This window comes from Tepidibacter hydrothermalis (assembly GCF_029542625.1).
In the GTDB taxonomy this organism is placed as follows: Bacteria; Bacillota; Clostridia; order Peptostreptococcales; family Peptostreptococcaceae; genus Tepidibacter_A; species Tepidibacter_A hydrothermalis.
The window spans coordinates 151,529-177,174 of record NZ_CP120733.1; the positions used below are offsets into that span (position 1 = coordinate 151,529).

The window sequence follows — 25,646 nt, forward strand, 5'->3', positions numbered from 1 at the left end:
TGAAAAAAATTTATGTTTGATAAAGTTGAAATTATAGAAGATAAGTATAAAGATTTAACTCAAAAGATTGGGGATCCTGAAGTTATTAATAGACAATCTGAGTGGCAAAAATATATTAAAGAGCATGCTGAGATAGAACCTATAGTTATGAAGTATAGAGAATATAAGGAAACTATTGGGGGAATCGAAGAATCAAAGCAGATACTTCAAGAAGAATCGGATGAAGAATTAAGAGAACTTGCTAAGATGGAATTATCTGAGCTTGAAGAGAATTTACCAGCAATAGAAGACGAACTTAAGCTTTTACTTGTTCCGAAAGATCCTAATGATGAAAAGGATGTTATCGTTGAGATAAGAGGTGGAGCTGGTGGTGATGAGGCTGCACTATTTGCCGGAACTTTATTCAGAATGTACTGTAGATACGCAGAGTCAAGAAGATGGAAAGTAGAGTTAATGAGTAGTAATGAAACTGGTGTTGGTGGATATAAAGAGGTTTCTTTCTCTATAAAGGGAAAAGGAGCTTATTCAAGACTTAAGTATGAGTCTGGAGTTCACAGAGTTCAAAGAATACCAGCTACAGAGTCTGGTGGTAGAATACATACATCTACTGCTACTGTTGCAGTTTTACCAGAAGTTGATGATGTTGAAGTTAACATTAATCCTAATGACTTAAGAATAGACGTTTTCCGTTCTTCAGGAAACGGTGGACAAAGTGTTAATACTACCGATTCAGCAGTAAGAATAACACATCTTCCAACTGGAGAGGTTGTATCATGTCAGGATGGAAAGAGTCAGCTTAAGAATAAGGAAAAAGCTCTTAAAGTATTAAAGGCTAGATTATTCGATAAGGCACAAGCTGAACAACATAAAGAAATATCAGCTGAAAGAAAGAGTCAGGTTGGAACTGGAGATAGATCTGAGAGAATAAGAACTTATAACTTCCCTCAAGGAAGAATTACTGATCACAGAATAAATTTAACTTTATATAAGCTAGATAGCTTTATAGAGGGAGAGATAAATGAAATGATAGATGCTCTTATAACTGTAGATCAAGCTGAAAAATTAAACGCTGTAAATAACTAAAATATTAGTCCTATATTATTCTTATGAATGATATTAGGACTTTTTTTGGAAAAAAGCATATTTTAAGCATAACTATCATAAAACTTATTGAGGTTAGGTAGGGGGGATTAGTTTTGCTTAATATTACTTTGCTTGGTTTTTTGTGTGGAGTTATTGGAACTTTTATTGGTGGAGTTATAGCTTTTTTATTTAGGAATAAGGCTGATAGGTACTTAAGCATGTTCATGGGACTTGCTGGAGGTATAATGTTGTCTGTGGTTACTTTTGACTTATTAACTGAGGCGATGGATGAAATCGGTGTTAATCTAGCTATAATTTTTACTTTTGTAGGGGTATTTGTTAGCATGATCATAAAGCAGTTTATGCATTTTGAAGGTATGCTAAAGACTGGATATTTAATATTTTTTAGTGTTTTATTACATAACTTTCCTGAGGGACTTGCTATAGGATCTTCGTTTAGCTTGAAAGAATCACTTGGGATTACTTTGGTGATAGTAATAGGGATACATAATGTTCCTGAGGGGATTGCCATGGCGTTAACTCTTATAAAAGGAAGAATGAATGTATTAAAGGTTATGCTATTTACTATACTTGCAGGTATTCCAATGGGAATAGGAAGTTATATAGGAGCTTATTTTGGAGAAGTGTTTCAGGGATTTGTGGGATTTTTCTTGGCAATAGCATCTGGAACAATGCTTTACGTTACTATAGAAGAGATTTTTCCTAATTCAAAAACTATATACACTATAACGGGGTTTTTATTGGGAATTTTGATGGTTAGTATATTTTGATACTTATGACGAGGTGAGATAGTTGAAGAAGACTTTGGTTTGCAAAATGGATAAGGATAATATTGATATAGATAAAATACAGGAATTTGGAAAGATTCTAAGAGACGGTGGAACGGTTATATTTCCAACTGAAACAGTGTATGGACTAGGTGCTGATGCACTTGATGAGAACGCAGCTAAGAAGATATATGAAGCTAAAGGAAGACCTAGTGATAATCCTTTGATAGTTCATATAGCTGATAAAAAAGAAATAAATAAGCTTGCTACTGATATAGATGAGAGAGGCTATAAGGTTATGGATAAATTCTGGCCAGGACCTATAACAATAGTATTTAAAAAGAAGGATATAGTACCGGCTATTACTAGTGGAAACTTAGATACTGTAGCAGTTAGAATGCCTTCTCATCCTATAGCACTATCTCTTATAAAAGAAAGTGGAGTATGTGTTGCAGCTCCATCTGCTAATATATCTGGAAGACCATCTCCTACTGATGAAGATAATGTATATGAAGAGATGAATACTAGGGTTGATGGTATTATACTTGGAGGGAATTCAAATGTTGGACTTGAATCTACAGTTTTGGATTTAACTGGAGATATCCCTATGATATTAAGACCGGGTGGAGTAACTCTTGAAGAATTAAGTGAGGTTCTAGGAGAAGTTATGATTGATCCTGCAATACTTGAAAAAAATGAAAACATAATTGCAAGAGCTCCTGGTATGAAATATACTCACTATGCTCCAAATGCAGAGGTGTTTATTGTTAAAAAAGATGATGGGGACTATGTGGATAAAATCAATAAATTAGTTGATGAAAAACTTAAAGAAGGTAAAAAAGTGGGGATTATGTGTATTAATAAAAATAAAGATAAGTATAAAGGTGAAGTCATAGGTCTTGGAGATGATTTAGATGGAGTAGCTCATAACTTGTTCAAAACTTTGAGAGAAATGGATAAAAAAGGTGTAGATATTATATATTCTGAAGAGTTTGAGAAGGGTGGAATTGGGCAAGCTATAATGAATCGTCTAACAAAGGCGGCGGGATATAAATTTGTATAATTAAGCGAAAAATGATACTCATAAAAATACCGCTACTTAAGTTAATATTTTAATATAACTAGATAGTAGATTTATGTGTTTTAGAGAAAATAATACTTATTAAAATAACGATAATGGATTGAATATTTTAATGCAACTAAGTATTACGCCTTATTGAATATCCTAAAATTTCTAAACTCCCGTTGGTCAGACAACGAACTTTTTTAACGGACATCCAAACGTCGTAATACTAGTTTTATAGTAAAATATTAAAAACATTCTCTAACATTTTAATAAGCATTATTTTTATGAATTTATTAAATTCGTTGTATTTAAGTAATAAGTCATATAAATTTATATAAGAAATAAAGGGAAAAATATTAAATGAAGAATGAAAATTTTATTAAATCTCGAAAGTAGCTAACATTTTGATGAGCATCATTTTTAGATATAGTCATTAAAGTGGATAAGCAATTAATTGAGAATACAAATTTATAGGAGAATTAAAAGGAAAAAATAACAAAACACAACACATAAGACATGAAAAATATGAAATTAAAAAATAGAATAAAAGATGCAATATAAGAAGCAAAAAAATAAAATATAAAAAAACACAAAAAAAATTAAAATAAAAGAAGGAATATGAAAATTTATGTCGAACTGTTAATAGGTTTGGAATTAATTCGAATAGAATGGCTTTAAAAATTAATTTGGAGGTGAACGTAAGTGAAGAAAATAGGGATTGCAAGTGACCATGGAGGATACAATTTAAAGGAAGAGATTAAAAACCATCTAAAAGGTGAGTATGAAATTGTTGATTTTGGAACTGACTCATTGGATTCTGTTGACTACCCAGATTATGGAGTTAAAGTTGCGGAGGCTGTAAAAAATGGCGAGGTTGAGGAAGGAATACTTTGTTGTGGAACAGGTATAGGTATATCTTTAGCAGCTAATAAGGTGCCAGGCATAAGATGTGCCGTTGTTTCTGATACTTTTTCAGCTAGAATGTCTAAGGCTCACAATGATGCTAACATAATATCTTTAGGAGAGAGAGTAGTTGGAAGAGGACTAGCTCTTGAAATAATAGATACATGGTTAGGAACTGAGTTTGAAGGAGACAGACATCAAAGAAGAGTAGGAAAGATAACAGAAATAGAAAAAAAATATTCTAAATAGATTTTAAAGGGAGGCAAATTAAATGTCAAAAGTAGTTATGATGAATCATCCATTAATACAACATAAGTTAACTCTTATAAGAGATAAGAATACAGGATCTAAGGATTTTAGACAATTAGTTAAAGAAGTTTCTATGCTTATGGGATACGAAGTAACAAGAGATTTAGCTTTAGAGGAAGTTGAAATTGAAACTCCAGTTGTAAAAACTAAATCGAAGGTTATTTCAGGAAAGAAATTAGGAATAGTTCCTATATTAAGAGCGGGTCTTGGAATGGTAGATGGAATACTTGAGTTAGTTCCAGCTGCTAAAGTTGGACACGTAGGACTTTATAGAGATCCAGAAACTTTAAAGCCAGTTGAGTATTACTCAAAGTTCCCTGCTGATATAGAGGAGAGAGACTTTATAGTAGTAGATCCTATGCTTGCTACAGGTGGTTCTGCGGTTGCAGCTATTGACGTTTTAAAGAAGAAAGGAGCTACAAGTATTAAGCTTGTAAACCTAGTAGCTTGCCCAGAAGGTATAGAAGAGGTTGAAAGATGTCATCCAGATGTAGATATATATGTAGCGTCTATTGATGAAAAATTAAATGATCACGGATATATCGTTCCAGGTCTTGGAGATGCTGGAGATAGATTATACGGTACTAAGTAATACTTTGAGTGTGTCATGTGGCACACTCTTTTTTTATGTGTTTTTTTAGATTCTGTGGGTTATCAAAAACTATATATGAAAATACCGTGAATGCAACGATATTTTGAATATAACTAAGCTTTTATCTTATTAATAATTCTAAAATTTACGAACTCCCTACGGTCAGACACGCAAATTTCTTAACGTATTATTAAACGATAAAAACTAAGTTATATTAGTCAAAATATCTAAAAGTATTCACTAACATTTGCATATATAGTTTTTGGTATTAATCCGTATATTACAAAATTAACCTTATCCCAATATGAAAAATATTTATTGCTAGAGCAAATATACATTTAATTCCAAATTAAGAGTTGTATCACTAGGTAATATGCATTAAAATAAAAGAAGTGTTACGAGGGGGTATAGGAATGGGAAAACTTAAAAAATTAAAGGGCATGCTAACGCCTTATAATAATAAGCTACTTAGAAATTTCTTTTATTTTTGCTTTTTAGTGTATTCATTAATGATTTGGTTTTATTTGCTAAATCCGTTTAGAGGTACAGCTTGTTATATACGTATCTGTAAAGAAGCAGGTTGGGTAATGCAAAAAGATACTATAACAAATATAATTCCTTTTAAAACCATTACCATGTATATTGTTGATTTTAATCATTATAATTTTGATATATGGTTTAATAATATTTTTGGAAATATGATTGTATTTATGCCATTTGGATTTTTACTTCCTTTTATTTGTAATAAAGGAAGAAGTTTTGTACAAAATATTAAGATATCTTTTTTAGTAAGCAGTGGAGTGGAACTGTTACAATTTATATTTGAATTGGGAATATGTGATGTAGATGATATTATTTTAAATGTGATAGGATCTACAATAGGATTTTGCTTATATAAACTATTTATAAAGGGGGTAAAAGCAATCAATAAAGAAAATATTATAGGGTGAATAAGATGAGAAGGTCTGTAGGACTTTTTACATGAAAACATTTAAACCTAATAAACTGGTTTGAGTACAAAATAGTACTCATTCAAATATTAATTCAAAAATAGCTACCTAAATTTTGTACAAACGAAATCTGGGTAGCTATTTTTTGATATTATGCGGGTTATCAAAAATTATATGAAAATACGGCAAATGCAACGAAATTTTGAATACAACTAGGTTTTTATCCTAATACTATTTCAAATTTATAAGTGAGTAATCAATCTCATATCCTTCAGGTGTAACCATTTGAAAAATAGTTGCTTCATCTTTACTAGATGGTTGTACTGTATTTTTAGGTATAACTAAGGTTTGAAGTCCGTTTCTTTTAGGTTCAACAATTACAATTACTTGATTATCTAGAGTTACTATTTTCTTTACATTGGATTGCATTGCTACTAACACAACTTGATCAATATTTGCATAGTCAAAATCAAATTTGTCACTTTCATCACTAATTCCCAAGTTGTGAACAAAATCATAGTATATTGAAGCTGTCGGATAGGTTGTAAATATACGATGAAGTGCATAATTAATCCTTTCAGGAACATAACTCCATCGTCCTCCATTCCCACTTGGACCAGTATGCCAATAAGTTTTATATACAGGTCTCGTCCAGTTTAAATCATTATAAGCAAATTGTAAGGGAATATTTTTCCCTTTTCCAATAACTTCAGATATAGGCTTCATATTTGAAGGAAGTGGTATATTGTAAATAGGTGTAGAATCTATATCTAAAGGTTTTTCTGGTTCTAAAGAGTCTAAACACCACTTACATTCTTTTAAACTTTCGTCTATTTGATTGTCAGGATTATCTTTAAAAGTATCTGTTCCGTAGGAGATCTGTGATTTGATATTAGAATTAAATAAAAAAAATGATGCAATAATAAAACTAGATATGATTATAAATATATTTTTTTTATGTAATCTCATTTTTTACCTCCTTAGAAATATTTCTAATTTAGTTTTAGTAAAGTATCAACTGATATTCATATATATAAATAAATTTAGATAGTAGTATAAGGATAACAAAATTTAACTTTATTTACAATACAAGGGACGGGAATGTTAGTTGCTGATTTAAATATTTTATAAAAATAGTTAACATAGCAACGAAATTTTCATGCTTAGCACTTTGGATTGATAATAAAAAATATATGATTTTAGATGAGGCTATCTGTAGGATTTTTTTTCGTTTACTACTGTAGAATGATGAATTAACTTGTGTATATTTTATATAAATAATATAATAAAGATAGCATGGGTAGAATTTTTAAATAACGAAGTCTGTTAAGACATGTTGACGACGTGAGTCAGTGCGTAGCAACTAGACGAATTTTACTTTTAATTTATGGAGGAAAATTTATGGAGAGAAGAGACAAGCATAATTATTATTTAGATATAGCAAGATCAGTTCTGGAGAGGGGAACTTGTCTTAGACGTAATTATGGGGCTATTATTGTAAAAAATGATGAGATAATATCTACAGGGTATACTGGAGCTCCTAGGGGAAGAAAGAACTGTAGTGATTTGGGATATTGTTTAAGAGAAAAGATGGATATTCCAAGAGGACAAAACTATGAGAAGTGTAGAAGTGTTCATGCTGAGGCTAACTGTATTATATCTGCTAGCAGAAGAGATATGATTGGGGGAATTCTTTATTTAGTTGGTAAGGATATGAAGACTAAAGAACTTGTTAAAAATGCTAATTCGTGTACTATGTGTAAAAGACTTATATTAAATTCTGGTATAGAAAAAGTAATAATAAGGGAAACTAATCAAAGTTTTAGGATTATACAAGTTAATGAATGGATAGAAAATGATGATTCCCTAAGTGATGATATGGGATATTAAAATATTTGAAGAGGTGAAAATATGAGTCAGATTATTATTGCGATTGTTCTATCGTTTGGAATATCTTATTTTTCAACGCCACTTGCGATTAAACTAGCACATAAAATAGGAGCTATAGATATACCAAAGGATGATAGAAGAGTACATAAAGAACCTATACCAAGACTTGGTGGTATTGCAATATTCTTGGGATTTTTTATAACTAGTATTTTTATTGTACATATAGACAAACAGATAATAGGTATATTACTTGGAAGTCTTGTTATAGTAGGAATGGGTATAATCGATGATTTAAATGAAATTGGAGCAAAGACAAAACTTTTAGGGCAGTTAATAGCAGCTGGAATAGTTGTTTCTTGCGGAGTTAGAGTTGAATGGGTTACAAATCCATTTACTCAAAGTGGAATAACTCAACTTAGCTTAATATTGTCTGTTCCTGTGACTATATTTTGGATAGTTGGAATAACTAATACTGTTAACTTGATAGATGGACTTGATGGGCTTGCAGCTGGAGTGTCTGCAATAGCTGCTATCACTCTTGCGTTTGTAGCGTTTGTTAATGATCAACAAACATCAGCAGTGTTGTTAGTATGTTTGGCTGGATCTGCTATTGGATTTTTACCTTACAATTTCAATCCTGCAAAAATATTCATGGGAGATACTGGATCTTTATTTTTAGGATATATACTAGCTGTTGTATCTATACAAGGAGCTATAAAGTCAGCAGCAGCTCTTGCGATATTTATACCAATACTAGCTCTAGGTATACCTATATTTGATACGACATTTGCCATAATAAGAAGAAAACTAAGTGGAAGACCTATAATGCAGGCTGATAAAGGGCACCTTCATCATAGGCTTTTAAGCAAGGGATTATCTCAAAGAAAAACTGTACTTATATTATATGGAATAAGTTTATTCTTAGGAATTAGTGCTGTTTTAATATCTGAGAGTAATTTCTTTGAATCAACTATTATACTTATATTAGATGCACTATTTATATACTATGGAATAGTTAGGTTGAAGCTTTTATCACCAGAAGATAGCGAACTGAAATAGGGGGATTTGAAATGAACAAAATCAAAGTTATGACTGTATTTGGAACAAGACCAGAAGCTATAAAAATGGCACCTTTAGTAAAAAAAATGGAGCAAAATGAAAAAATAGAGTCTATAGTTTGTGTAACTGCACAACATAGAGAAATGTTAGATAGAGTACTTGAAATATTTGATATAGAGCCTAAATACGACTTGAATATTATGAAACATGGTCAAACTATAACAGATGTTACTAATAGAGTTTTAAAGGAACTTGAAAGCGTAATAGCTAATGATAGACCGGATATTTTATTGGTTCATGGAGATACTACAACTACTTTTTCAGCTTCTTTAGCAGCTTTTTACAATAAAGTTCCAGTGGGACATGTAGAAGCTGGACTTAGAAGTGGAAATATATACTCTCCTTATCCGGAGGAAATGAATAGAAAACTTACAGGTATGATATCATCTATTCACTTTGCTCCTACTGTAGGAAATAAAGCCAATCTATTAAGAGAAAATGTAGATGAGGATAAAATATGTATAACTGGAAATACTGTTATAGATGCTCTTTTATCTGTAATAGATGAAGATTATAAGTTTAACAACAAGGACATAGATGATATAGACTACAACAATAATAAAGTTATACTTTTGACTTGTCATAGAAGAGAAAACTGGGGCAAGCCTATGGAAGATATATTTAAAGCAATTAAAAGAGTAGTTCAAGATAATGAAAATATAGAGGTAATATTCCCAATGCACTTGAATCCAAAAGTTAGAGAGTGTGCAAGAAGCATAATGGGAGATATGGACAAGATACACCTTATAGAGCCTCTAGATTATGAACCTTTTGCAAATTTAATGAATAAAGTAGATATAATCCTTACTGATTCTGGAGGAATCCAAGAAGAAGCTCCAGCTATTGGAAAACCTGTTTTAGTACTTAGAAATGAAACAGAAAGACCAGAGGCTGTTGAAGCTGGAACTGCAAGAGTTGTAGGTGTTGATGAAGAGACAGTCTATAATGAGACAAATCTTCTTATAAGAGATGAAAATGAATACTCTAAAATGTCTAATGCGGTAAATCCATATGGTGATGGTAAGGCTTGTGACAGAATAATTGAGTATTTGATAACGAATTATGGAGCAAATGTTGGGAAAATGAAGAATTCTTAAGTTAATAATCAGAAATGACTGAATTTGGCCTAGGAAAAAGATTTCATTATATTTGATTTTTAATCCGCCGGAATATATAATGTATATATGGGCGGATTCTATCCCAAATATATTAAAAATTTAGATTTATGAAATTGGGAAAATGTTTTCATTGAAAATTGTGTCAGATATAGTATATAATCTTGATTAAAAGATAATTTAAATCAACTATATTATACATATTAGTTTTAAAATTAACAAAATTCGACGAGATATAGGGGAACGAAGCTATGAGTAAAAAAAATAAATGGCTGGAGGCTTTAACTTATTTGGGTCTAGTATCTCAAATAGGTGTATATATGGTAGTTCCAATCCTTGTATGTGGTTTTCTGGGAGGGGTAATAGACAGAAAATTCAATACGGGACATGTTTTTTTTATAATATTCATCGTTTTAGGTATTGGAGCAGGTTTTATCAATGCATATAAACTATCTATATCGGTTATAAAAAAAAGGAAGTGATCCTTTGAAAACGACATTAGACATGTTTTTTAATATAGTAAAAGTGATGATTGTAGTATTTGTACTTATAATCATTGTTGCTTTTTTAACAGGTGCTTTTTCGAAGGAACTTTTATGTGGTCTTGCATTTGGCAGTATTTTTTCAATATTAAATCTTAGACTTTTGTCACTTACATTGGAAAAAGCTGTAACTATGCATCCTGGGAATGCTCAGGGGTATGTTCTTTCAAGATATATTATACGATTCATATTGTCTGCTGTGGTGCTCGCTATATCTTTTAAAGCACCGTATATAAATGCTATTGGAACCATTATAGGTTTACTTTTACCGAAGATTACTATATTGATTGTAAATCTATTTGGCATAGAAAAAATAATTAAAGGAAAGGAGGCGTAATATGAATCTAGGACCTAAAATTATATTTACAATACCTGGTCTTAATATACCAATCAGTGAGACTGTAACTACAACATGGGCTATTATGATTGGGCTTACATTGTTTGCTTACTTTGGAACTAGAAAGCTTGAGAAAGTTCCAAGGGGATTTCAAGTTATCATTGAAGCTATTGTAGGTGGATTAAATTCTATAGTCAAACAAACTATGGGAGAAGATAAAGTAAGATTCGCTCCTTATATAGGAAGTTTATTCTTATTTTTTGCTTGTTCAAACTTAGTAACTTTGACAGGTCTTTTTGGTAAATCTCCAACAACTGACCTTAATACTACTTTAGCTTGGGCTCTTATAACATTCTTTATGATTCACTATAATGGAGTTAAGAGTAAAGGTTTAGGAGGGTATTTAAAAGGATTCTTAGATCCAATACCAGCTATGTTACCTATGAATATAATTGGAGAGCTTGCAACTCCAATATCATTAAGTTTCCGTCCTTTTGGTAATATATTGGGTGGATCGGTTATTATGGCACTTTTATATCAATTCTTTGGATATTTAAGTGGATTAATAGGATTACCAATTCCTGTTTTAGGAGTAGGTATACCAGCAGTACTTCATATTTATTTTGATTTATTCTCAGGAATACTTCAATCGTTTATATTTATAATGCTTACAATGGTTTTTGTTTCAAATGCAATAGATTAAAAGTTATATAAGGAATACATAAAAAATGATTAGGAGGAATTTAAAATGGAAATGGCAAAAGCGATAGTTTTAGCAGGATCAGCTATAGGAGCAGGTTTAGCAATGATAGCAGGTATAGGAGCAGGTATAGGACAAGGATTTGCAGCAGGTAAAGGTGCAGAGGCTGTTGGAAAGCAACCAGAAGCACAAGGAGATATTATAAAGACAATGCTTTTAGGAGCAGCGGTTGCAGAGTCAACTGGTATCTATGGTCTAGTTATAGCAATAATTCTTCTATTTGTTAATCCGTTCATCAGTTACTTTATGTAATATTAGGAGATGCAATCCATCTCCTGATTCTAAAAATTGATAATGGATTGAAAGGAGGACTAAATAAATGCAAATATTTCAAAATATAGTTAACATAGATATGCAGATGGCTATACAAATAGTAAATACTATCATAATGTATTTGATACTTAAAAAATTATTATTTAAGCCAGTTACAGAATTTATGGCAAATAGAACTGCTGAAGTTGAAGGCTCTTATAAAGATGCAGAAGAAGCAGTTAAAAAAGGTGAAGAACTTAAAGCTGAATATGAAGCAAAAATAAATTCAGCTAAAGAAGAAGCTCAGGAAATAGTTAAAAATGGTTCAAAGAGAGCTGAGGAAAGAGCAGATGAAATAATCAAATCAGCTCAAGAAGAAACAGTTCAACTAAAAGAAAGAGCTAATAGAGAGATTCAAAGAGAAAAGCAAAAAGTTATGAATGAGCTTAAAGATGATATATCATCTCTAGCAATTTTAGCGGCTTCTAAAATCATAGAAACTGATGTAGATGAAGCTAAGCATGAGAAATTGATAGGAGATTTTATAGAAGAGGTAGGCGAAGCTAAATGGCAAAATTAGTTGCTAGTAGATACGCTAATGCTTTATTCGAAGTTGGAATTTCAGAGGGAACTACTGCTTCTTTAAACGATGATTTAAAGGTTATAGTAGATCTTTTTAATGAAAATGACGACTTTTTAAAAATACTTAAAGCTCCTTTGATTTCTAAAGAAGAGAAAAAAGCATTAGTTGAAAATATTTATCAGGATAAGACTTCTTTAGAAATGATGAACTTTTTAAAAGTTCTTATAGATAAAGATAGAATAGGAATTATAGATGAGATATTTATTGAATTTAACGCTTTAATAAATGAGAGTAACAATATTTTGGAAGCTGTTGCTATAACAGCAGTACCGATGAGCCAAAAAGATTTAAATAATCTTAAAGCTAAGCTTTCTGAATCTAAAGGTAAGAATATAATTCTTACAAATGAAGTAGACGAAAGTGTTATAGGCGGAGTTTTGGTTAAAATGGGTAATGAAGAAATAGATGGAACTATAAAAACTCGTTTAGAAAAATTAAAGGATCAGTTATCTCAAATAATAGCGTAGAAGGGCGGTGAAACCCATGAATTTAAGACCGGAAGAAATTAGTTCAATTATAAAAGAACAAATAAAAAAGTATGAAAATAAATTAGAACTTACTGATGTTGGTACAGTTACTCAAGTTGGAGACGGTATAGCTAGAGTTCATGGACTTGAAAAGTGTATGGCAGGAGAGCTTTTAGAGTTTCCAGGTCAGATTTATGGAATGGCATTAAACTTAGAGGAAGAATCTGTAGGAGCTGTTTTACTTGGTTCTGAAGAAAATATAAAAGAGGGCGACACTGTTAAGAGAACTGGAAGAATAGTTGAGGTTCCAGTAGGAGAAGCTTTATCTGGTAGAGTTGTAAATGCATTAGGACAACCTATAGATGGTAAAGGACCTATTGATAGTGATAAGTTCAGACCTATAGAGTCTGTAGCTTCTGGTATAATATCTAGAAAATCAGTTCATGAGCCACTTCAAACTGGTATCAAGGCAATAGATTCTATGGTTCCAATTGGAAGAGGACAAAGAGAGCTTATAATTGGAGATAGACAAACTGGTAAAACTTCTGTTGCACTAGATACTATAATCAACCAAAAAGGTAAAAATGTTAAGTGTATATATGTAGCAATAGGACAAAAGCGTTCTACAGTTGCTCAAATAATGGATAGATTAGAGTCTAATGGTGCTATGGAGTATACTACTATAGTATCAGCTACTGCATCTGAGCTTGCTCCGCTTCAATACATGGCACCATATGCTGGTTGTGCAATAGCAGAGGAATTCATGTACAATGGTGGACACGTTTTAATAGTTTATGATGATTTATCTAAGCATGCGGTTGCATATCGTGCAATGTCACTTCTTCTTAGAAGACCACCAGGACGTGAGGCATATCCAGGAGATGTATTCTACTTACATTCAAGATTACTAGAGAGAGCAGCTAAATTATCTGATGAGTTAGGTGGAGGTTCTATAACTGCACTTCCAATAGTTGAGACTCAAGCAGGAGACGTTTCGGCTTATATACCTACAAACGTAATATCTATAACAGATGGACAGATATTCCTAGAAACTGAGCTTTTCAACGCAGGAGTTAGACCAGCTGTTAACCCTGGTATATCAGTATCAAGGGTTGGAGGTAGTGCGCAAATCAAACCTATGAAAAAGGTTGCAGGTACATTAAAGCTTACTTATTCTCAGTATAAAGAACTTCAAGCGTTTGCTCAGTTTGGATCAGACCTTGATGAGGATACAAAGGCAAGACTTGCCCAAGGGGAAAGAGTTGTTGAAATGTTAAAGCAAGGCGAGAATGACCCTATAGATGTTGAGAAGCAAGTTATGATCATATATGCTGTAACTAACAAATTCTTAAGTGATATTCCTGTTACTGAAATAGGAAGATTTGAAAGAGAATTATATAAGTTTATGGATGAGAATTACCCACAAGTTGGTAAAGATATCCTTGGTGGAAATGATTACAAAGAAGGATTAGAAAATGCCATAACAGAATTCAAAAAAAGATTTAAAATTGAAGAGTAATCCTCTTTAAACAGGAGGTGAAATAGTATGGCTGGAATGAAGGATATTAAAAGACGTATCAAAAGTGTTGGTAACACGAAGCAAATAACTAAAGCTATGGAGCTTGTTTCATCAGCTAAATTGAAAAGAGCTAAACAACAAGCACAAGCTACTAAGCCATATTTTGAAACTCTTTACGCTACTATAGAAAAGATAGCTAAGAGTGCAAAGGGAGTTCAAAGTGTTTTCTTAGAGCAAAGAGATGCTTCTAGCAAATGCTATATTGTTATAGCAGGAGATAGAGGACTTGCTGGTGGATACAACTCAAACGTCTTAAAAACTGCAGTAAACCATATGGAACAAAAACAAGAGAGTGTTATAGCTATTGGTAAAAAGTCTATAGATTTCTTTAACAAAAGAGGCTATAATATTTTAGATAAATTTACTGGAGTTGAAGATTTAACTTATACAGATGCTAGAAAAGTTGCAAATATTGCACTTGAAGCATATGAAAAAGGAGATATAAACGAGGTATATCTTGTTTATACTAAATTTGAATCTACATTAACTCAAACTCCAGAAGTATTAAAATTACTTCCTCTTTCTTTTGAAGAAGATAAAGAAACTACAAAGGGAGAAATGATTGAGTTTGATCCAGGTGAAGAAGAAGTACTTGAGTATTTAGTTCCTAAGTTTATGGAAGGATCTATATATGGAGGTATAGCTGAATCTTCTGCATCAGAACAAGGAGCTAGAAGAACTGCTATGCAATCTGCTACTGATAATGCAGATGAGATGATCTCTAAATTAGAATTACAATACAATAGAGCAAGACAAGCATCTATAACTCAAGAGATATCAGAGATAGTTGCAGGTTCAGAGGCGTTAAAATAAGGAGGTATGAAAATGCCAGAAAAGAATATAGGTAAAGTGGTTCAAATTATCGGACCCGTACTAGACATAAAGTTTAGTAGTGAGAACTTACCAAACCTACTAAATGCGATAGAAGTAGAATATAATGGAAATAAAATAGTGGCAGAAGTAGCTCAACATATAGGAGATGACACTGTTAAGTGTATCGCCATGAGTTCAACGGATGGACTTGTTAGAGGTATTGACGCTGTAGATACAGGAGCACCTATATCTGTTCCTGTTGGAAAAGGTACATTAGGAAGAATATTCAATGTACTTGGAGAGGTTGTTGATAACAAGCCTGCTCCAACTGATTCTCCAAAGTTACCAATACATAGAGAGGCTCCTTCTTTCGAAGATCAAGAGACTTCTACTGAAATTCTTGAAACAGGAATCAAGGTAGTTGACCTTATAGCTCCTTATGCAAAGGGTGGAAAGATTGGTCTATTCGGAGGAGCAGGAGTTGGTAAGACCGTTCTTATAATGGAGCTTATCAACAATATAGCTACTCAACATGGTGGACTTTCAGTATTTGCTGGAGTTGGAGAGAGAACTAGAGAAGGTAATGACCTTTACAACGAAATGATCGAGTCTGGAGTTATCGATAAGACAGCTCTAGTTTACGGTCAGATGAATGAGCCGCCTGGAGCGAGAATGAGAGTTGCGCTTACAGGACTTACTATGGCTGAGTATTTCAGAGATCAAGAAGGACAAGACGTATTATTATTCGTTGATAATATATTCCGTTTCACTCAAGCAGGATCTGAGGTTTCTGCACTATTAGGACGTATGCCATCTGCCGTTGGATACCAACCAACACTAGCTACAGAGATGGGTGCTCTTCAAGAGAGAATAACATCTACTAAGAAGGGTTCTATCACATCTGTACAAGCAGTATACGTTCCAGCCGATGACTTAACTGACCCGGCACCAGCTACAACATTTGCCCATCTTGATGCTAAGACAGTTTTATCAAGAGATATAGCATCTCGTGGTATTTACCCTGCGGTTGATCCACTTGATTCAACATCTAGAATACTAGATCCAAATGTTGTTGGAGCTGAACACTATGACGTAGCTCGTAGAGTTCAATCAGTTCTTCAAAGATATAAAGAACTTCAAGATATAATCGCTATACTTGGTATGGATGAATTATCTGATGAAGATAAGATGGCTGTTGCTCGTGCAAGAAAGATCCAAAACTTCTTATCTCAACCATTCAGTGTTGCTGAGCAGTTCACTGGAATGGAAGGAAAATATGTACCTCTTAAAGAAACTGTAAGAGGATTTAAAGAAATCCTAGAAGGTAAGCATGATAACTTACCAGAATCAGCTTTCCTTTATGTTGGTTCTATAGAAGAGGCAATTGAAAAAGCTAAGAAGGGAGAGTAGATAAACATGGCAGGAGAATTTTCTGTAGAAATAGTGACTCCCGATAAAAAGTTTTTTGAAGGAACTACTGAAATGGTAGTTGTTAGAACTATAAATGGTGATGTAGGTATACTTAAGAACCATGCAAGTTACGTTGCACCACTTGATATAGGGTTATTAAAACTTAAAAAAGATGGTTCATTTAGAGAGGCAACTGTTGCAGGTGGTTTTATACAGGTTGATAAGGAAAAAACTACTATATTAACAGAAGCAGCTGAATGGGCTGATCAAATAGATGTACAAAGAGCTAATAAAGCTAAAGAAGAAGCTGAAGGAAAAATTAAATCTGCTGATGAAAAAGAAGCTAAGCTTGCAAAGGTAGATCTTAAAAAAGCGATTAATAGAATTGAGGCTTCAAATAAAAGAGACTAGTTTTCACTAGTCTCTTTTTGTATGAATTCATTTAAATTAGAGATAACTATAGGTGCATTTATCTGCACTAATTTTAAATTTTTATTTTCAATTGATTTTTCAAGAGATTGAATTGAGTATTTAAGTTTTGCGAATTTTTCTTTTTCTTTAGAATAAATTTCAGTTTTTGAAGTTAGAAGTTCAGAGATACTAGTTACTGATTTTAGTGCTTCTTCATAATTTTCCATATCAGATAAAAGTACTGCCTTTCTTACAGAATATTTTGCAATATCTATATCATTGTTTGTAAAGGTTTTAAAGTATTGTCTGAAAGAGGATAAATACTTAGTCATATTATTACAATACACTATTGAATCGAATATATTGTATTGTCCTATTGAATCTGTTAATGAGTTTAAATTTGTTTCGAAATTTTTAATGTACTCATCATCAGCAGAAATTTCGCTCATACCTGCTTGAAGGCTATTCCAATCTTTGTGAATATTAACTAAATCTTTATTTATATCAAGCCAGTATTCTTCTAGTTTGAATTTTAACGGTTCTTTTTCTAGTTTATTTAGGTCTTCTACATCCTCAGCTAATAGAGATGGATATATGCATGTATCAACTATATGGCTAGATAATTTGACTTTGTCTTTTTCCATGTCTTCGGGTGTTTTTAGTTTATCTTTTTCTGGCAATCTAGATTCACTTATTGAAGCTAGTTCTTTTTCTTTTTGAAATGATATTTCCATTAGTTTGTTCCTTGTTTCAAGAGCATTGTTAATACTTGGCATCAAATCTATTTTAGCCATTATAGTTAATAGATTATCTTGCAATGTTTGCAACGTTTTTGGCTCTTTAGGAAGAGTACTTTCAGATGGTTTTTCTTCTGGTTTTGCACATCCGCTTAGGATAAGTACGAAAAATAGTAGTATACTTATAGTTTTTCTCATAAAATCACCTCATGAAATTATTTTTTCCAAACACTAAAAAATAATTCAAAAGATTCATTGACTTGATATATTTTATCTAGTAAATTTTTATATATAAGATAAGTTGCATTTTAATTTTAATTATTAAAATATTAATTTGTGTGAAATCCAAAAAATAAGTTAAAATAAAAGCTCAATTTGAATTAGTTTTTGCTTTATTTTAACTATATTATCTAAAAAAAGGGAATAATATAAAGTGAAACTTAATTCAGATGAAGTTTTTATTCCATCTGAATTTCTAGTTGCGTAAGTGCCCTGTGGGTAAACTAATCCAGAAGCTGTAGAATTCTTAGCTTTCGGATAAATTAGTTTAAGAGATAAATTTTCAGATAAGGGAAGGTTGGAAAAATATGATATTTGGGAATAATAAACTAGATATGAATTTGATTGAGGAAACAGTAAAAAAAAATAAAGTTCCTGTATTAGTTCAATATGAGCCGTTTAAAGAGCTTATTAAAATGGAATCAAATGATTCAATATCTAAACAGGTTAAAGAGTTAAATGAGTTGATAAAAGAGAAAAACATGATTGAAAAACAACTTTTAGATCTTCAGGCAAAAAAGCCTAAGTTGATGGCTAAGATAATATATATGTCAAATGAAGTAAATGAGAATAAAAATATAAATGCGGAGCAGGAACTAGACAGATTAAAACAGGAAATGGAAGATATAAATAATAATATAGATATGATATTTGAAAAATTAGAAGATATGCCTATGCTTATAAAAGAAAAGAATTTAAATCTTTTGAGAGAGACGGTAAAGCATTCGTATGAGAGAATAAATAAAGGGGAATCAAACCTTTCTGATGTTAATGATAAGATAACAAAGCTTAGAAAAGAATTAGATGAACTTAGGATAAATAAGGAAAAAGAAGAAGAAAGAGTAAATAGCACTTATCAATTTATACATGCAATACTAGGCCATAAGGATATGGAAAAATTAGATAGTAATTTCTTGAAATAGTAAGTAAAAAAGTAGCTTTAAGCTACTTTTTTTTGTTATTAAGCATTATACATTTTAAGATAAAATACATCGTAATATATGAGATTATGAAATAATTATACAATAAAACTTGTTAAATATAGAAAAAAATTTGATTTAATGTTAATTTTGTGTGATAATATTTTGACATAGTTTTTAAGGAGGAGGGACTTAGAATGAAAGATATAATAAATTCTATAGATAGAGCTTTAGATATTCTAATGTTGCTATACTATGAACAAAATGAACTGGGTGTTACAGAAATTAGTAAGGCCATAGATATATCTAAAAGTACTGTACATAGAACTTTGGCTACTCTAGAAAATAAAGGATTCGTACAGCAAAATCCATCAAATGGGAAGTATTGGTTGGGTATAAAATTATATGCATTAGGAACTTTAGCAGGAGAAAAGATGTTTTTTAAAAATGCTATAAAACCGTATATAAAAGAATTATCTAAAAAGTTTAATGAGGTTGTAAATGTATCTATATTAGATAATAGCAATGAAGGACTTCCGAAGACAATTTTAATTTTAAGGGAAGAACCTAAAAATAAAAGATTTAAACTCAATCCTCGTATAGGATCTAGTAGTGTGGTTTATAATTCAGCCGTAGGAAAGTGTCTGCTGGCTTTTTCTCCAAATACAAAAGAGTTGTTAGAACCATATAGAGGCAGTAAATTGAATATGTATACAAAAAATACTATAAGAAGTGTAGATGAATTATTAGAACATTTGAAAGTAGTCAAGCGAGAAGGATATTCTATAGATGATGAGGAAGCTGAGATAGGGCTTACTTGTATTGCAGCTCCTATAATGGATACTAGAAATCAGGATGCAATAGCTGCTATAAGTTTATCTGGACTTACTTCTAAAATGAATGATATAGGGCTTGAAAAAATAATTGAAGAAGTTAAAGAAACTGCTGATAGAATATCTAGTATATTGAGTTAAAATATACTGGTTTTATTATATAAAAATTATAATAGGGGGATATTTATGAACAGACAGAATAAGCCATCATGTTTAGATTCAATAGTAGTTTTATTAGGAATTGTATCAATTTTAATGACAGGAATATTCATTTTACATGTTGATATACATGTATTATTAATATTAGGACTTATATTAACGTGTCTAGTTTCTTATAAATGTGGATATTCTTTAGATGAAATGATAGATGGTATGAAATTGAGTGTAAGCAGGGCTATGGGGGCTCTTATAATATTTATATTAATTGGAATGATAATAGCTACTTGGATACAATGTGGAACAGTGCCTGCTCTTATATATTATGGATTAAAAATATTAAGTCCTAAGTATTTTTTACCTGCTGGACTTGTAATTTGCAGTATAGTATCTCTTGGAACGGGAACATCATGGGGGACTATTGGAACGATTGGTCTTGCTATGATGGGAATGGGTGCTAGTCTTGGAATACCACCACATATAGTAGCAGGTATGGTAGTTTCAGGTGCTTTTTTTGGAGATAAGATGTCGCCAATATCAGATACTACAAATTTATCAGCAGTATCTGCTGGAACGGATTTATATACACATATCAAAGGAATGCTTTATACTACTATTCCGTCATACATTATTTCATTAGGAATATATGCATATATAGGGAAAGGATTTTGTGGAGGAACATCTAGTGATTTTAGTCAAATTCAATTGATACAAGATGTTTTATCACATAAATTTAATTTGAATCCTATTGTAATTTTACCGATGGTAATTGTACTAGTATTGAATATTATGAAAGTATCATCTATACCTACGATGGTAATAGGAACTGTTATAGGAGGAATATTTGCTGTATTTTTTCAGTGTGAACATATAACTTCTGTTTTAAACGTTATAAATCATGGATATACAGATGCAACTGGAATTGAATTAATAGATAAGTTATTAATTAGAGGTGGAATACAAAATATGATGTGGACTTTTTCCTTATCATTTATAGCTTTATGCTTAGGAGGAGTTCTAGAAAAAGCCGGATTTATAGAAGTTATTATTGAAAAAGTAATAAAAAAAGTGAAATCTACAGGAAGTTTAGTAACATTAGTCATTGCTAGTTGTACTGTAGCAAATGCTTCTATGGGAGAAATTTATTTATCAGTAATATTAAATGGTAGTTTGTATAAAAATATATTTGAAGAAAGAGGTTTTGCAAACAATATGCTTAGTAGAGTCCTAGAGGAAGGTGCAACACTTACAGGAGCATTAATACCATGGACAACTGCAGGTGCATTTATTTCTTCTACATTAGGAGTTTCTACATTTGCTTATGCTCCTTATGCTTTTTTAAATATTATAAATCCAATTCTTTCTATTGTTTTATCTTATTTGGGTATATTCGTATTTATGAAGAATAAAAATAGAGAAGAAAAGACTGCTTAAATTAAATAAAAAAATAACGGCAAATATGGATAGGTTTTCAAATATAATATAATTAATTAAATTAAAAGTTTAACTAAGATTGAAAAAACGCTAATATACTAATGTATTAGCGTTTTTTTGATTTGTTTTGATAATTGTGAAAATATAAAATGTTATATATTTGCGTCAAAGCTTGACAAAAATAAAACTATAGTGATATAATTTGACATGAAAAAAACAACATGAAATTGTATATTTATACAATAATAATTAGAATTTTCTCCGAGCTGTGAACTCCTAAAGGGAAAATTAAATTTTTGCCCAATAAACGGAACGGCGTTCCGTTATACGGAACACAGCCTGAATATATAAATATTCACAGGGTACTTTTGGGAAACTAGAGTGCCTCCACGATCAAGGAAAGGGGAAGCTCGAATACATTCGAAAGGGAGGTGAAAGTATGCATATTGTTATAATAGGCAATAGTGCAGCGGGTTTAAGTGCTTTAGAGGCATTTAGAAAATACGATAAAAAATCGTCAGTTACTCTTATTTCTAAAGAAGGTGGTATTGCTTACTCTAGGGTATTGTTACCATACTACTTAAGAGGGAAGATCGACCATGATACATTCTTTATTCGTGATGAAGAGTTTTACAAAAAGATGAATGTGAACTACATAGAAAGTTGTGTAGTAGATATTGATGAAGATAGTAAGGTTGTTAAATTGGATGATGATAAGTCGGTATCATATGATAAATTATTAATTACTACTGGTTCATCAGCAGTGAAACCTCCAATTCCAGGATTGGACAATGAAGGTGTTTACAATATGTGGACATTGGATGATGCTCACAAGATAGAGCCTTTGTTTAAAGAAGGTAAAAAGGTTTTAGTTTTAGGTTCTGGATTTGTTTCTTTACAGGCTGCTTGGGCAGCACTTTATAAAGGATTGGATGTAAAGATAATAGAACTTGCTCCTAGAATTATGCCAAGAGTTTTAGATGAAAAAGGTTCAAGTATATTACATAACAGGATTATAGAGTTAGGTGCTGACCTTAGAGTTAATACACTAACTGAAAAAATAGAGAAAAAAGAAGATGGTACTTTCGTAGTTCACACAAAAGGAGAAGATCCATTTGAGGTTGACTTAATCATAGTAGGTACTGGTGTTAGACCGAATACTCAATTCTTAAAAGGAACTAGTATAGAAGTTGATAGAGGAATATTAGTTGATGAGACTATGAAAACTAACATTGAGGGAATATATGCTGCAGGAGATGTAGCTCAAGGACTTACAACATTTGGTGAAAAACATGTTATTCATGCTTTATGGCCTACTGCTGTTGAGATGGGTAAGATTGCAGGAGCTAATATGGCAGGAAAAGAACTTGAGTATCAAGGAAGCTTAAATATGAACGTTACTGAAATGTTTAAAATAACAGTAGCTTCTATGGGTAGATTTAATGATGGTGAAGGCGACAAAGTATGGGTTTATGAAGATGAAAAAACAGGCGGATATATGAAAGTTATATATGAAAATGACTTAGTAGTTGGAGCTACAGTTGTAGGAAGCTCTGATATGGTACCTTTCTTAGGAAAATTAAGACCTATAATCAGAAAGAAAATAAAAGCTGAATGTTCACCAGATAAATTAGCATCATATCTGCAAATAAAAGCTGCAAAAGCTACAGCAAAAATTGAATTATAGTTTGGCAAGGAGGTTGAGATAAATGCGTATTATTACTATGGATCCTAAAAAATGTGTAGGATGTCGCAATTGTGAATATGCTTGTTCTTTTAACAGAACAGGAGAATGTAAAAGTAGTGAATCGAATATTAAAGTGAATTTTTATGCTGATGAGCAAGCTTGTATACCAATGACTTGTCTTCACTGTGAAGAAGCATGGTGCCTTGAGGTATGTCCAGCAGCTGCAATCACTAGAAATGAAAAAACTGGAGCAGTAGAAATAAATGAAGATCGTTGTGCGGGTTGTAAAATGTGCGTTCTATCATGTCCATATGGAAACATTCATTTCGATAAGAAAAAATTAGTAAGTAGAAAATGTAATTTATGTGGAGATGATGAGCCAAACTGTGTAAAACACTGTATAGGTGGAGCTCTTAATTACGAAGATGTAGAAGATTTTGCAGATTCAAGAAGAAAGCAATTTGACGCAAAAGTTAAAAACGCTATGGAAGGAGGGAAATAATAATGGCTAAAAGAGAAGTACATCAAACATTATGTCGTATGTGTGATGATCACTGCGGAATAAACGTATATGTAGAGGACGGGAAAGTAGTAGATATAGATGGAAACAAAGATCATGTTTGGAATAAAGGTAGACTTTGTATTAAAGGTAGAGCTGGAGTAGATTTAAATAATGCTCCAGACAGAATAAGAAAACCTCTTAAGAAAACAGAAAATGGTTGGGAAGAAATTTCATTAGAGCAAGCTTTAGACGAGATTGCAGCTAAGACTAAAGAAATTCAATCTAAGTATGGAAAAAGAACTATGAGTGTTTGGAAAGGTGAAGCCATAGGTTTTGCTCAACAAGAAGAGAATTACCGTAGATTCATACATGCTATAGGATCTCCTAACTATTTCTCAAATGATTCAGAGTGTTTTGTTGGTAGATGGATTGGATATTCATTAGTTTATGGAAGATGGGGTTCTCAACCAGAATTCATTAATTCTAAGTGTATCGTAACATGGGGAGCTAATCCTCCACACGCTCATCCTAACATGACACAACAGATTAACCATGCTAGAGATAATGGAGCTAAATTAATAGTTATAGATTCTCGTTTATCTGCAATTGGTCGTCAAGCTGATATATTTGTACAAGTAAAACCTGGTACAGATGGAGCATTAGCTTGGGGTGTTATGAGAGAGTTAATTGAGAATAACTGGTATGATAAGGAATTCGTTGAAAAGTTCACTTTAGGATTTGATAAGGTGAAAGAATATGCTTCTAAATTTACTCCTGAATATGTAGCTAAAGAAACTGGAATTGAAGCTTCTTTAGTTAAAGAAGTAGCTAAGGCTATGTGGGACAATGCACCTGCTGTTATAAACTATGTTGGAAATGGTCTTGAGCATCATGAAAATGGAATTAACAACATACGTGCAGTAGCATATTTTGATGGATTATTAGGATCTGTAGATGCTAAGGGTGGTAACTTCTTACCATCAGGATTCCCTCTTAAAGAGTTAACTTTATATCATGATGTACCTTTAATAGAAGAACAACCTATAGGTAGAGATAGATTCCCAGTATTATATGATTTCAGACAAGAATGTCATACTATGGTTGCTATGGATACAATCTTAAGTGAAGATCCATACCCACTAAAAGGAATGATTATAGCAGGAGCTAATCCAGTTATGACAAATCCTAATGCTAATAAGGTAACGGAGGCATTAAAATCTTTAGAATTATTAGTAGTACGTGAGTTATTCATGTCTGAAACAGCAGAACTTGCTGATTACATATTACCAGCTGCATCTTATTTAGAAAGATCAGAACTTCATGGACATGGTGGATTCCAAGTTATAGGGCTTACAAAGAAAGTAGTTGAGCCAGAAGAAGGAATTCAAGATGAATATCAATTCTTACATGATTTAGCACATAGATTAGGTGCAGGAGATTACTTCCCATGGGAGAATGAATATGAATTAAATAAATGGTTAGTATCTGATAGCGGAGTAAAATTAGAAGAGATTGAAGCTCATCCAGAAGGATACAATTATGCTGAAAAAACTTATCATAAGCATGAGCAAAAAGTTGCAGATGGTGAGAAGGCATTTAATACACCAAGTGGTAAGTTAGAGTTTGCATCTGAGTATTTAAAGAATTTAGGATACCAAGAGATTGCTGAATATATTCCACCTACTTATGTTACTGATAAGTCAGAAGAATACCCATATGTACTTATTACTGGAGCTAGAAAAGTAATGTATTATCATGGAAGAAATAGAAACTTTGCAAGATTAAAATCTGCTATGCCAACTCCTGAGATAGAGTTACATCCAGTGGATGCTAAAAAGTTAGATGTAGTAGATGATGATATAGTAAAAGTAACGTCAACTATTGGTTCTATTGAAATACCGGTTAAGGTTATGCATAAAAAAGAAATAGGCGAAGGTGTTGTTCAAATAACACATGGTTGGAAAGAATCAAATGTAAATATTCTTACTCATGACGATAGATTTGACCCAATTGATGGATTCCCATTAATGAAGTCTGTTGAAGTTAAGATAGAAAAAGTTAACAAGTAA

Annotated in this window: 27 protein-coding genes and 1 riboswitch; of the genes, 25 read left to right on the forward strand and 2 right to left on the reverse strand. The window is 31.9% G+C overall.

The window, feature by feature from the left end; translation table 11 throughout:
- Positions 1-12: 12 nt before the first annotated feature.
- From prfA to P4S50_RS00560, 6 genes are all read left to right on the forward strand, one after another.
- Complete coding sequence (gene prfA, locus P4S50_RS00535) at positions 13-1,083, forward strand: peptide chain release factor 1 (protein WP_277732560.1); 1,071 nt, start codon at positions 13-15, stop codon at positions 1,081-1,083.
- Positions 1,084-1,196: 113 nt separating this feature from the next.
- A complete protein-coding gene (locus P4S50_RS00540; RefSeq protein WP_277732561.1) occupies positions 1,197-1,874 on the forward strand; it encodes a ZIP family metal transporter in 678 nt (225 codons plus the stop codon).
- Between the two features lie 46 nt (positions 1,875-1,920).
- Entirely contained in the window at positions 1,921-2,934 is a 1,014-nt protein-coding gene (locus tag P4S50_RS00545; RefSeq protein ID WP_277734640.1) for an L-threonylcarbamoyladenylate synthase, read from the forward strand.
- A gap of 705 nt (positions 2,935-3,639) precedes the next feature.
- Positions 3,640-4,089, forward strand: coding sequence for a ribose 5-phosphate isomerase B (rpiB, locus tag P4S50_RS00550; RefSeq protein WP_277732562.1), 450 nt, complete (start codon positions 3,640-3,642; stop codon positions 4,087-4,089).
- Positions 4,090-4,111: 22 nt separating this feature from the next.
- Positions 4,112-4,741, forward strand: coding sequence for a uracil phosphoribosyltransferase (gene upp, locus P4S50_RS00555; RefSeq protein WP_277732563.1), 630 nt, complete (start codon positions 4,112-4,114; stop codon positions 4,739-4,741).
- A 413-nt stretch (positions 4,742-5,154) separates the two neighbouring features.
- Positions 5,155-5,691 carry a VanZ family protein gene (locus tag P4S50_RS00560; RefSeq protein WP_277732564.1) on the forward strand — a complete coding sequence of 179 codons (537 nt, stop codon included), beginning with the start codon at positions 5,155-5,157 and terminating at the stop codon, positions 5,689-5,691.
- 231 nt (positions 5,692-5,922) lie between these two features.
- Here P4S50_RS00560 and P4S50_RS00565 read toward each other — a convergent pair whose 3' ends face one another.
- Positions 5,923-6,660: a hypothetical protein gene (locus tag P4S50_RS00565; protein WP_277732565.1), complete on the reverse strand. Its 738-nt coding sequence runs from the start codon at positions 6,658-6,660 to the stop codon at positions 5,923-5,925.
- Between the two features lie 432 nt (positions 6,661-7,092).
- Between P4S50_RS00565 and P4S50_RS00570 the strand changes: the two genes are divergently transcribed.
- From P4S50_RS00570 to atpC, 13 genes are all read left to right on the forward strand, one after another.
- Positions 7,093-7,581, forward strand: coding sequence for a deoxycytidylate deaminase (locus P4S50_RS00570; protein ID WP_277732566.1), 489 nt, complete (start codon positions 7,093-7,095; stop codon positions 7,579-7,581).
- Positions 7,582-7,602: 21 nt separating this feature from the next.
- Positions 7,603-8,640, forward strand: coding sequence for a glycosyltransferase family 4 protein (locus tag P4S50_RS00575; protein WP_277732567.1), 1,038 nt, complete (start codon positions 7,603-7,605; stop codon positions 8,638-8,640).
- Between the two features lie 11 nt (positions 8,641-8,651).
- A complete protein-coding gene (gene wecB / locus P4S50_RS00580; RefSeq protein WP_277732568.1) occupies positions 8,652-9,797 on the forward strand; it encodes a non-hydrolyzing UDP-N-acetylglucosamine 2-epimerase in 1,146 nt (381 codons plus the stop codon).
- Between the two features lie 269 nt (positions 9,798-10,066).
- Positions 10,067-10,297, forward strand: a complete 231-nt coding sequence (locus P4S50_RS00585; protein WP_277732569.1) for an AtpZ/AtpI family protein — start codon at positions 10,067-10,069, stop codon at positions 10,295-10,297.
- Between the two features lie 4 nt (positions 10,298-10,301).
- The gene (locus P4S50_RS00590) at positions 10,302-10,694 is read left to right on the forward strand and encodes an ATP synthase subunit I (protein ID WP_277732570.1); all 393 of its coding nucleotides are present in this window, start codon (positions 10,302-10,304) and stop codon (positions 10,692-10,694) included.
- Between the two features lies 1 nt (position 10,695).
- Positions 10,696-11,397, forward strand: coding sequence for a F0F1 ATP synthase subunit A (gene atpB, locus P4S50_RS00595; RefSeq protein WP_277732571.1), 702 nt, complete (start codon positions 10,696-10,698; stop codon positions 11,395-11,397).
- Positions 11,398-11,448: 51 nt separating this feature from the next.
- Entirely contained in the window at positions 11,449-11,706 is a 258-nt protein-coding gene (gene atpE / locus P4S50_RS00600) for an ATP synthase F0 subunit C (protein WP_207653837.1), read from the forward strand.
- 67 nt (positions 11,707-11,773) lie between these two features.
- Complete coding sequence (atpF, locus tag P4S50_RS00605; protein ID WP_277732572.1) at positions 11,774-12,286, forward strand: F0F1 ATP synthase subunit B; 513 nt, start codon at positions 11,774-11,776, stop codon at positions 12,284-12,286.
- The gene (locus P4S50_RS00610) at positions 12,274-12,816 is read left to right on the forward strand and encodes a F0F1 ATP synthase subunit delta (protein WP_277732573.1); all 543 of its coding nucleotides are present in this window, start codon (positions 12,274-12,276) and stop codon (positions 12,814-12,816) included. The genes atpF and P4S50_RS00610 overlap by 13 nt, the downstream gene beginning before the upstream one ends.
- Before the next feature lie 16 nt (positions 12,817-12,832).
- Positions 12,833-14,335: a F0F1 ATP synthase subunit alpha gene (atpA, locus tag P4S50_RS00615; RefSeq protein ID WP_277732574.1), complete on the forward strand. Its 1,503-nt coding sequence runs from the start codon at positions 12,833-12,835 to the stop codon at positions 14,333-14,335.
- 27 nt (positions 14,336-14,362) lie between these two features.
- Positions 14,363-15,208 carry an ATP synthase F1 subunit gamma gene (gene atpG / locus P4S50_RS00620; protein WP_277732575.1) on the forward strand — a complete coding sequence of 282 codons (846 nt, stop codon included), beginning with the start codon at positions 14,363-14,365 and terminating at the stop codon, positions 15,206-15,208.
- A 12-nt stretch (positions 15,209-15,220) separates the two neighbouring features.
- Positions 15,221-16,618 (forward strand): F0F1 ATP synthase subunit beta, encoded by a 1,398-nt coding sequence (gene atpD, locus P4S50_RS00625; protein WP_277732576.1) that lies wholly within the window; start codon positions 15,221-15,223, stop codon positions 16,616-16,618.
- A 6-nt stretch (positions 16,619-16,624) separates the two neighbouring features.
- Complete coding sequence (atpC, locus tag P4S50_RS00630) at positions 16,625-17,029, forward strand: ATP synthase F1 subunit epsilon (RefSeq protein ID WP_277732577.1); 405 nt, start codon at positions 16,625-16,627, stop codon at positions 17,027-17,029.
- On the opposite strand, the gene P4S50_RS00635 is transcribed toward atpC, so the two are convergent.
- Positions 17,026-17,964 (reverse strand): hypothetical protein, encoded by a 939-nt coding sequence (locus P4S50_RS00635; RefSeq protein WP_277732578.1) that lies wholly within the window; start codon positions 17,962-17,964, stop codon positions 17,026-17,028. The genes atpC and P4S50_RS00635 overlap by 4 nt on opposite strands.
- Before the next feature lie 389 nt (positions 17,965-18,353).
- Here P4S50_RS00635 and P4S50_RS00640 point away from each other — a divergent pair, with 389 nt between their 5' ends.
- The 6 genes from P4S50_RS00640 (at position 18,354) to P4S50_RS00665 (ending at position 25,646) form a co-directional block, all read left to right on the forward strand.
- Positions 18,354-18,968, forward strand: coding sequence for a hypothetical protein (locus tag P4S50_RS00640; RefSeq protein WP_277732579.1), 615 nt, complete (start codon positions 18,354-18,356; stop codon positions 18,966-18,968).
- Between the two features lie 194 nt (positions 18,969-19,162).
- A complete protein-coding gene (locus P4S50_RS00645; protein WP_277732580.1) occupies positions 19,163-19,939 on the forward strand; it encodes an IclR family transcriptional regulator in 777 nt (258 codons plus the stop codon).
- A 45-nt stretch (positions 19,940-19,984) separates the two neighbouring features.
- Entirely contained in the window at positions 19,985-21,388 is a 1,404-nt protein-coding gene (gene nhaC, locus P4S50_RS00650) for a Na+/H+ antiporter NhaC (RefSeq protein WP_277732581.1), read from the forward strand.
- A gap of 247 nt (positions 21,389-21,635) precedes the next feature.
- A riboswitch (molybdenum cofactor riboswitch) is annotated at positions 21,636-21,810 on the forward strand.
- 17 nt (positions 21,811-21,827) lie between these two features.
- Positions 21,828-23,075, forward strand: a complete 1,248-nt coding sequence (locus P4S50_RS00655; protein WP_277732582.1) for an NAD(P)/FAD-dependent oxidoreductase — start codon at positions 21,828-21,830, stop codon at positions 23,073-23,075.
- A 22-nt stretch (positions 23,076-23,097) separates the two neighbouring features.
- A complete protein-coding gene (locus tag P4S50_RS00660) occupies positions 23,098-23,577 on the forward strand; it encodes a 4Fe-4S dicluster domain-containing protein (RefSeq protein WP_277732583.1) in 480 nt (159 codons plus the stop codon).
- 2 nt (positions 23,578-23,579) lie between these two features.
- Entirely contained in the window at positions 23,580-25,646 is a 2,067-nt protein-coding gene (locus tag P4S50_RS00665; RefSeq protein WP_277732584.1) for a molybdopterin-containing oxidoreductase family protein, read from the forward strand.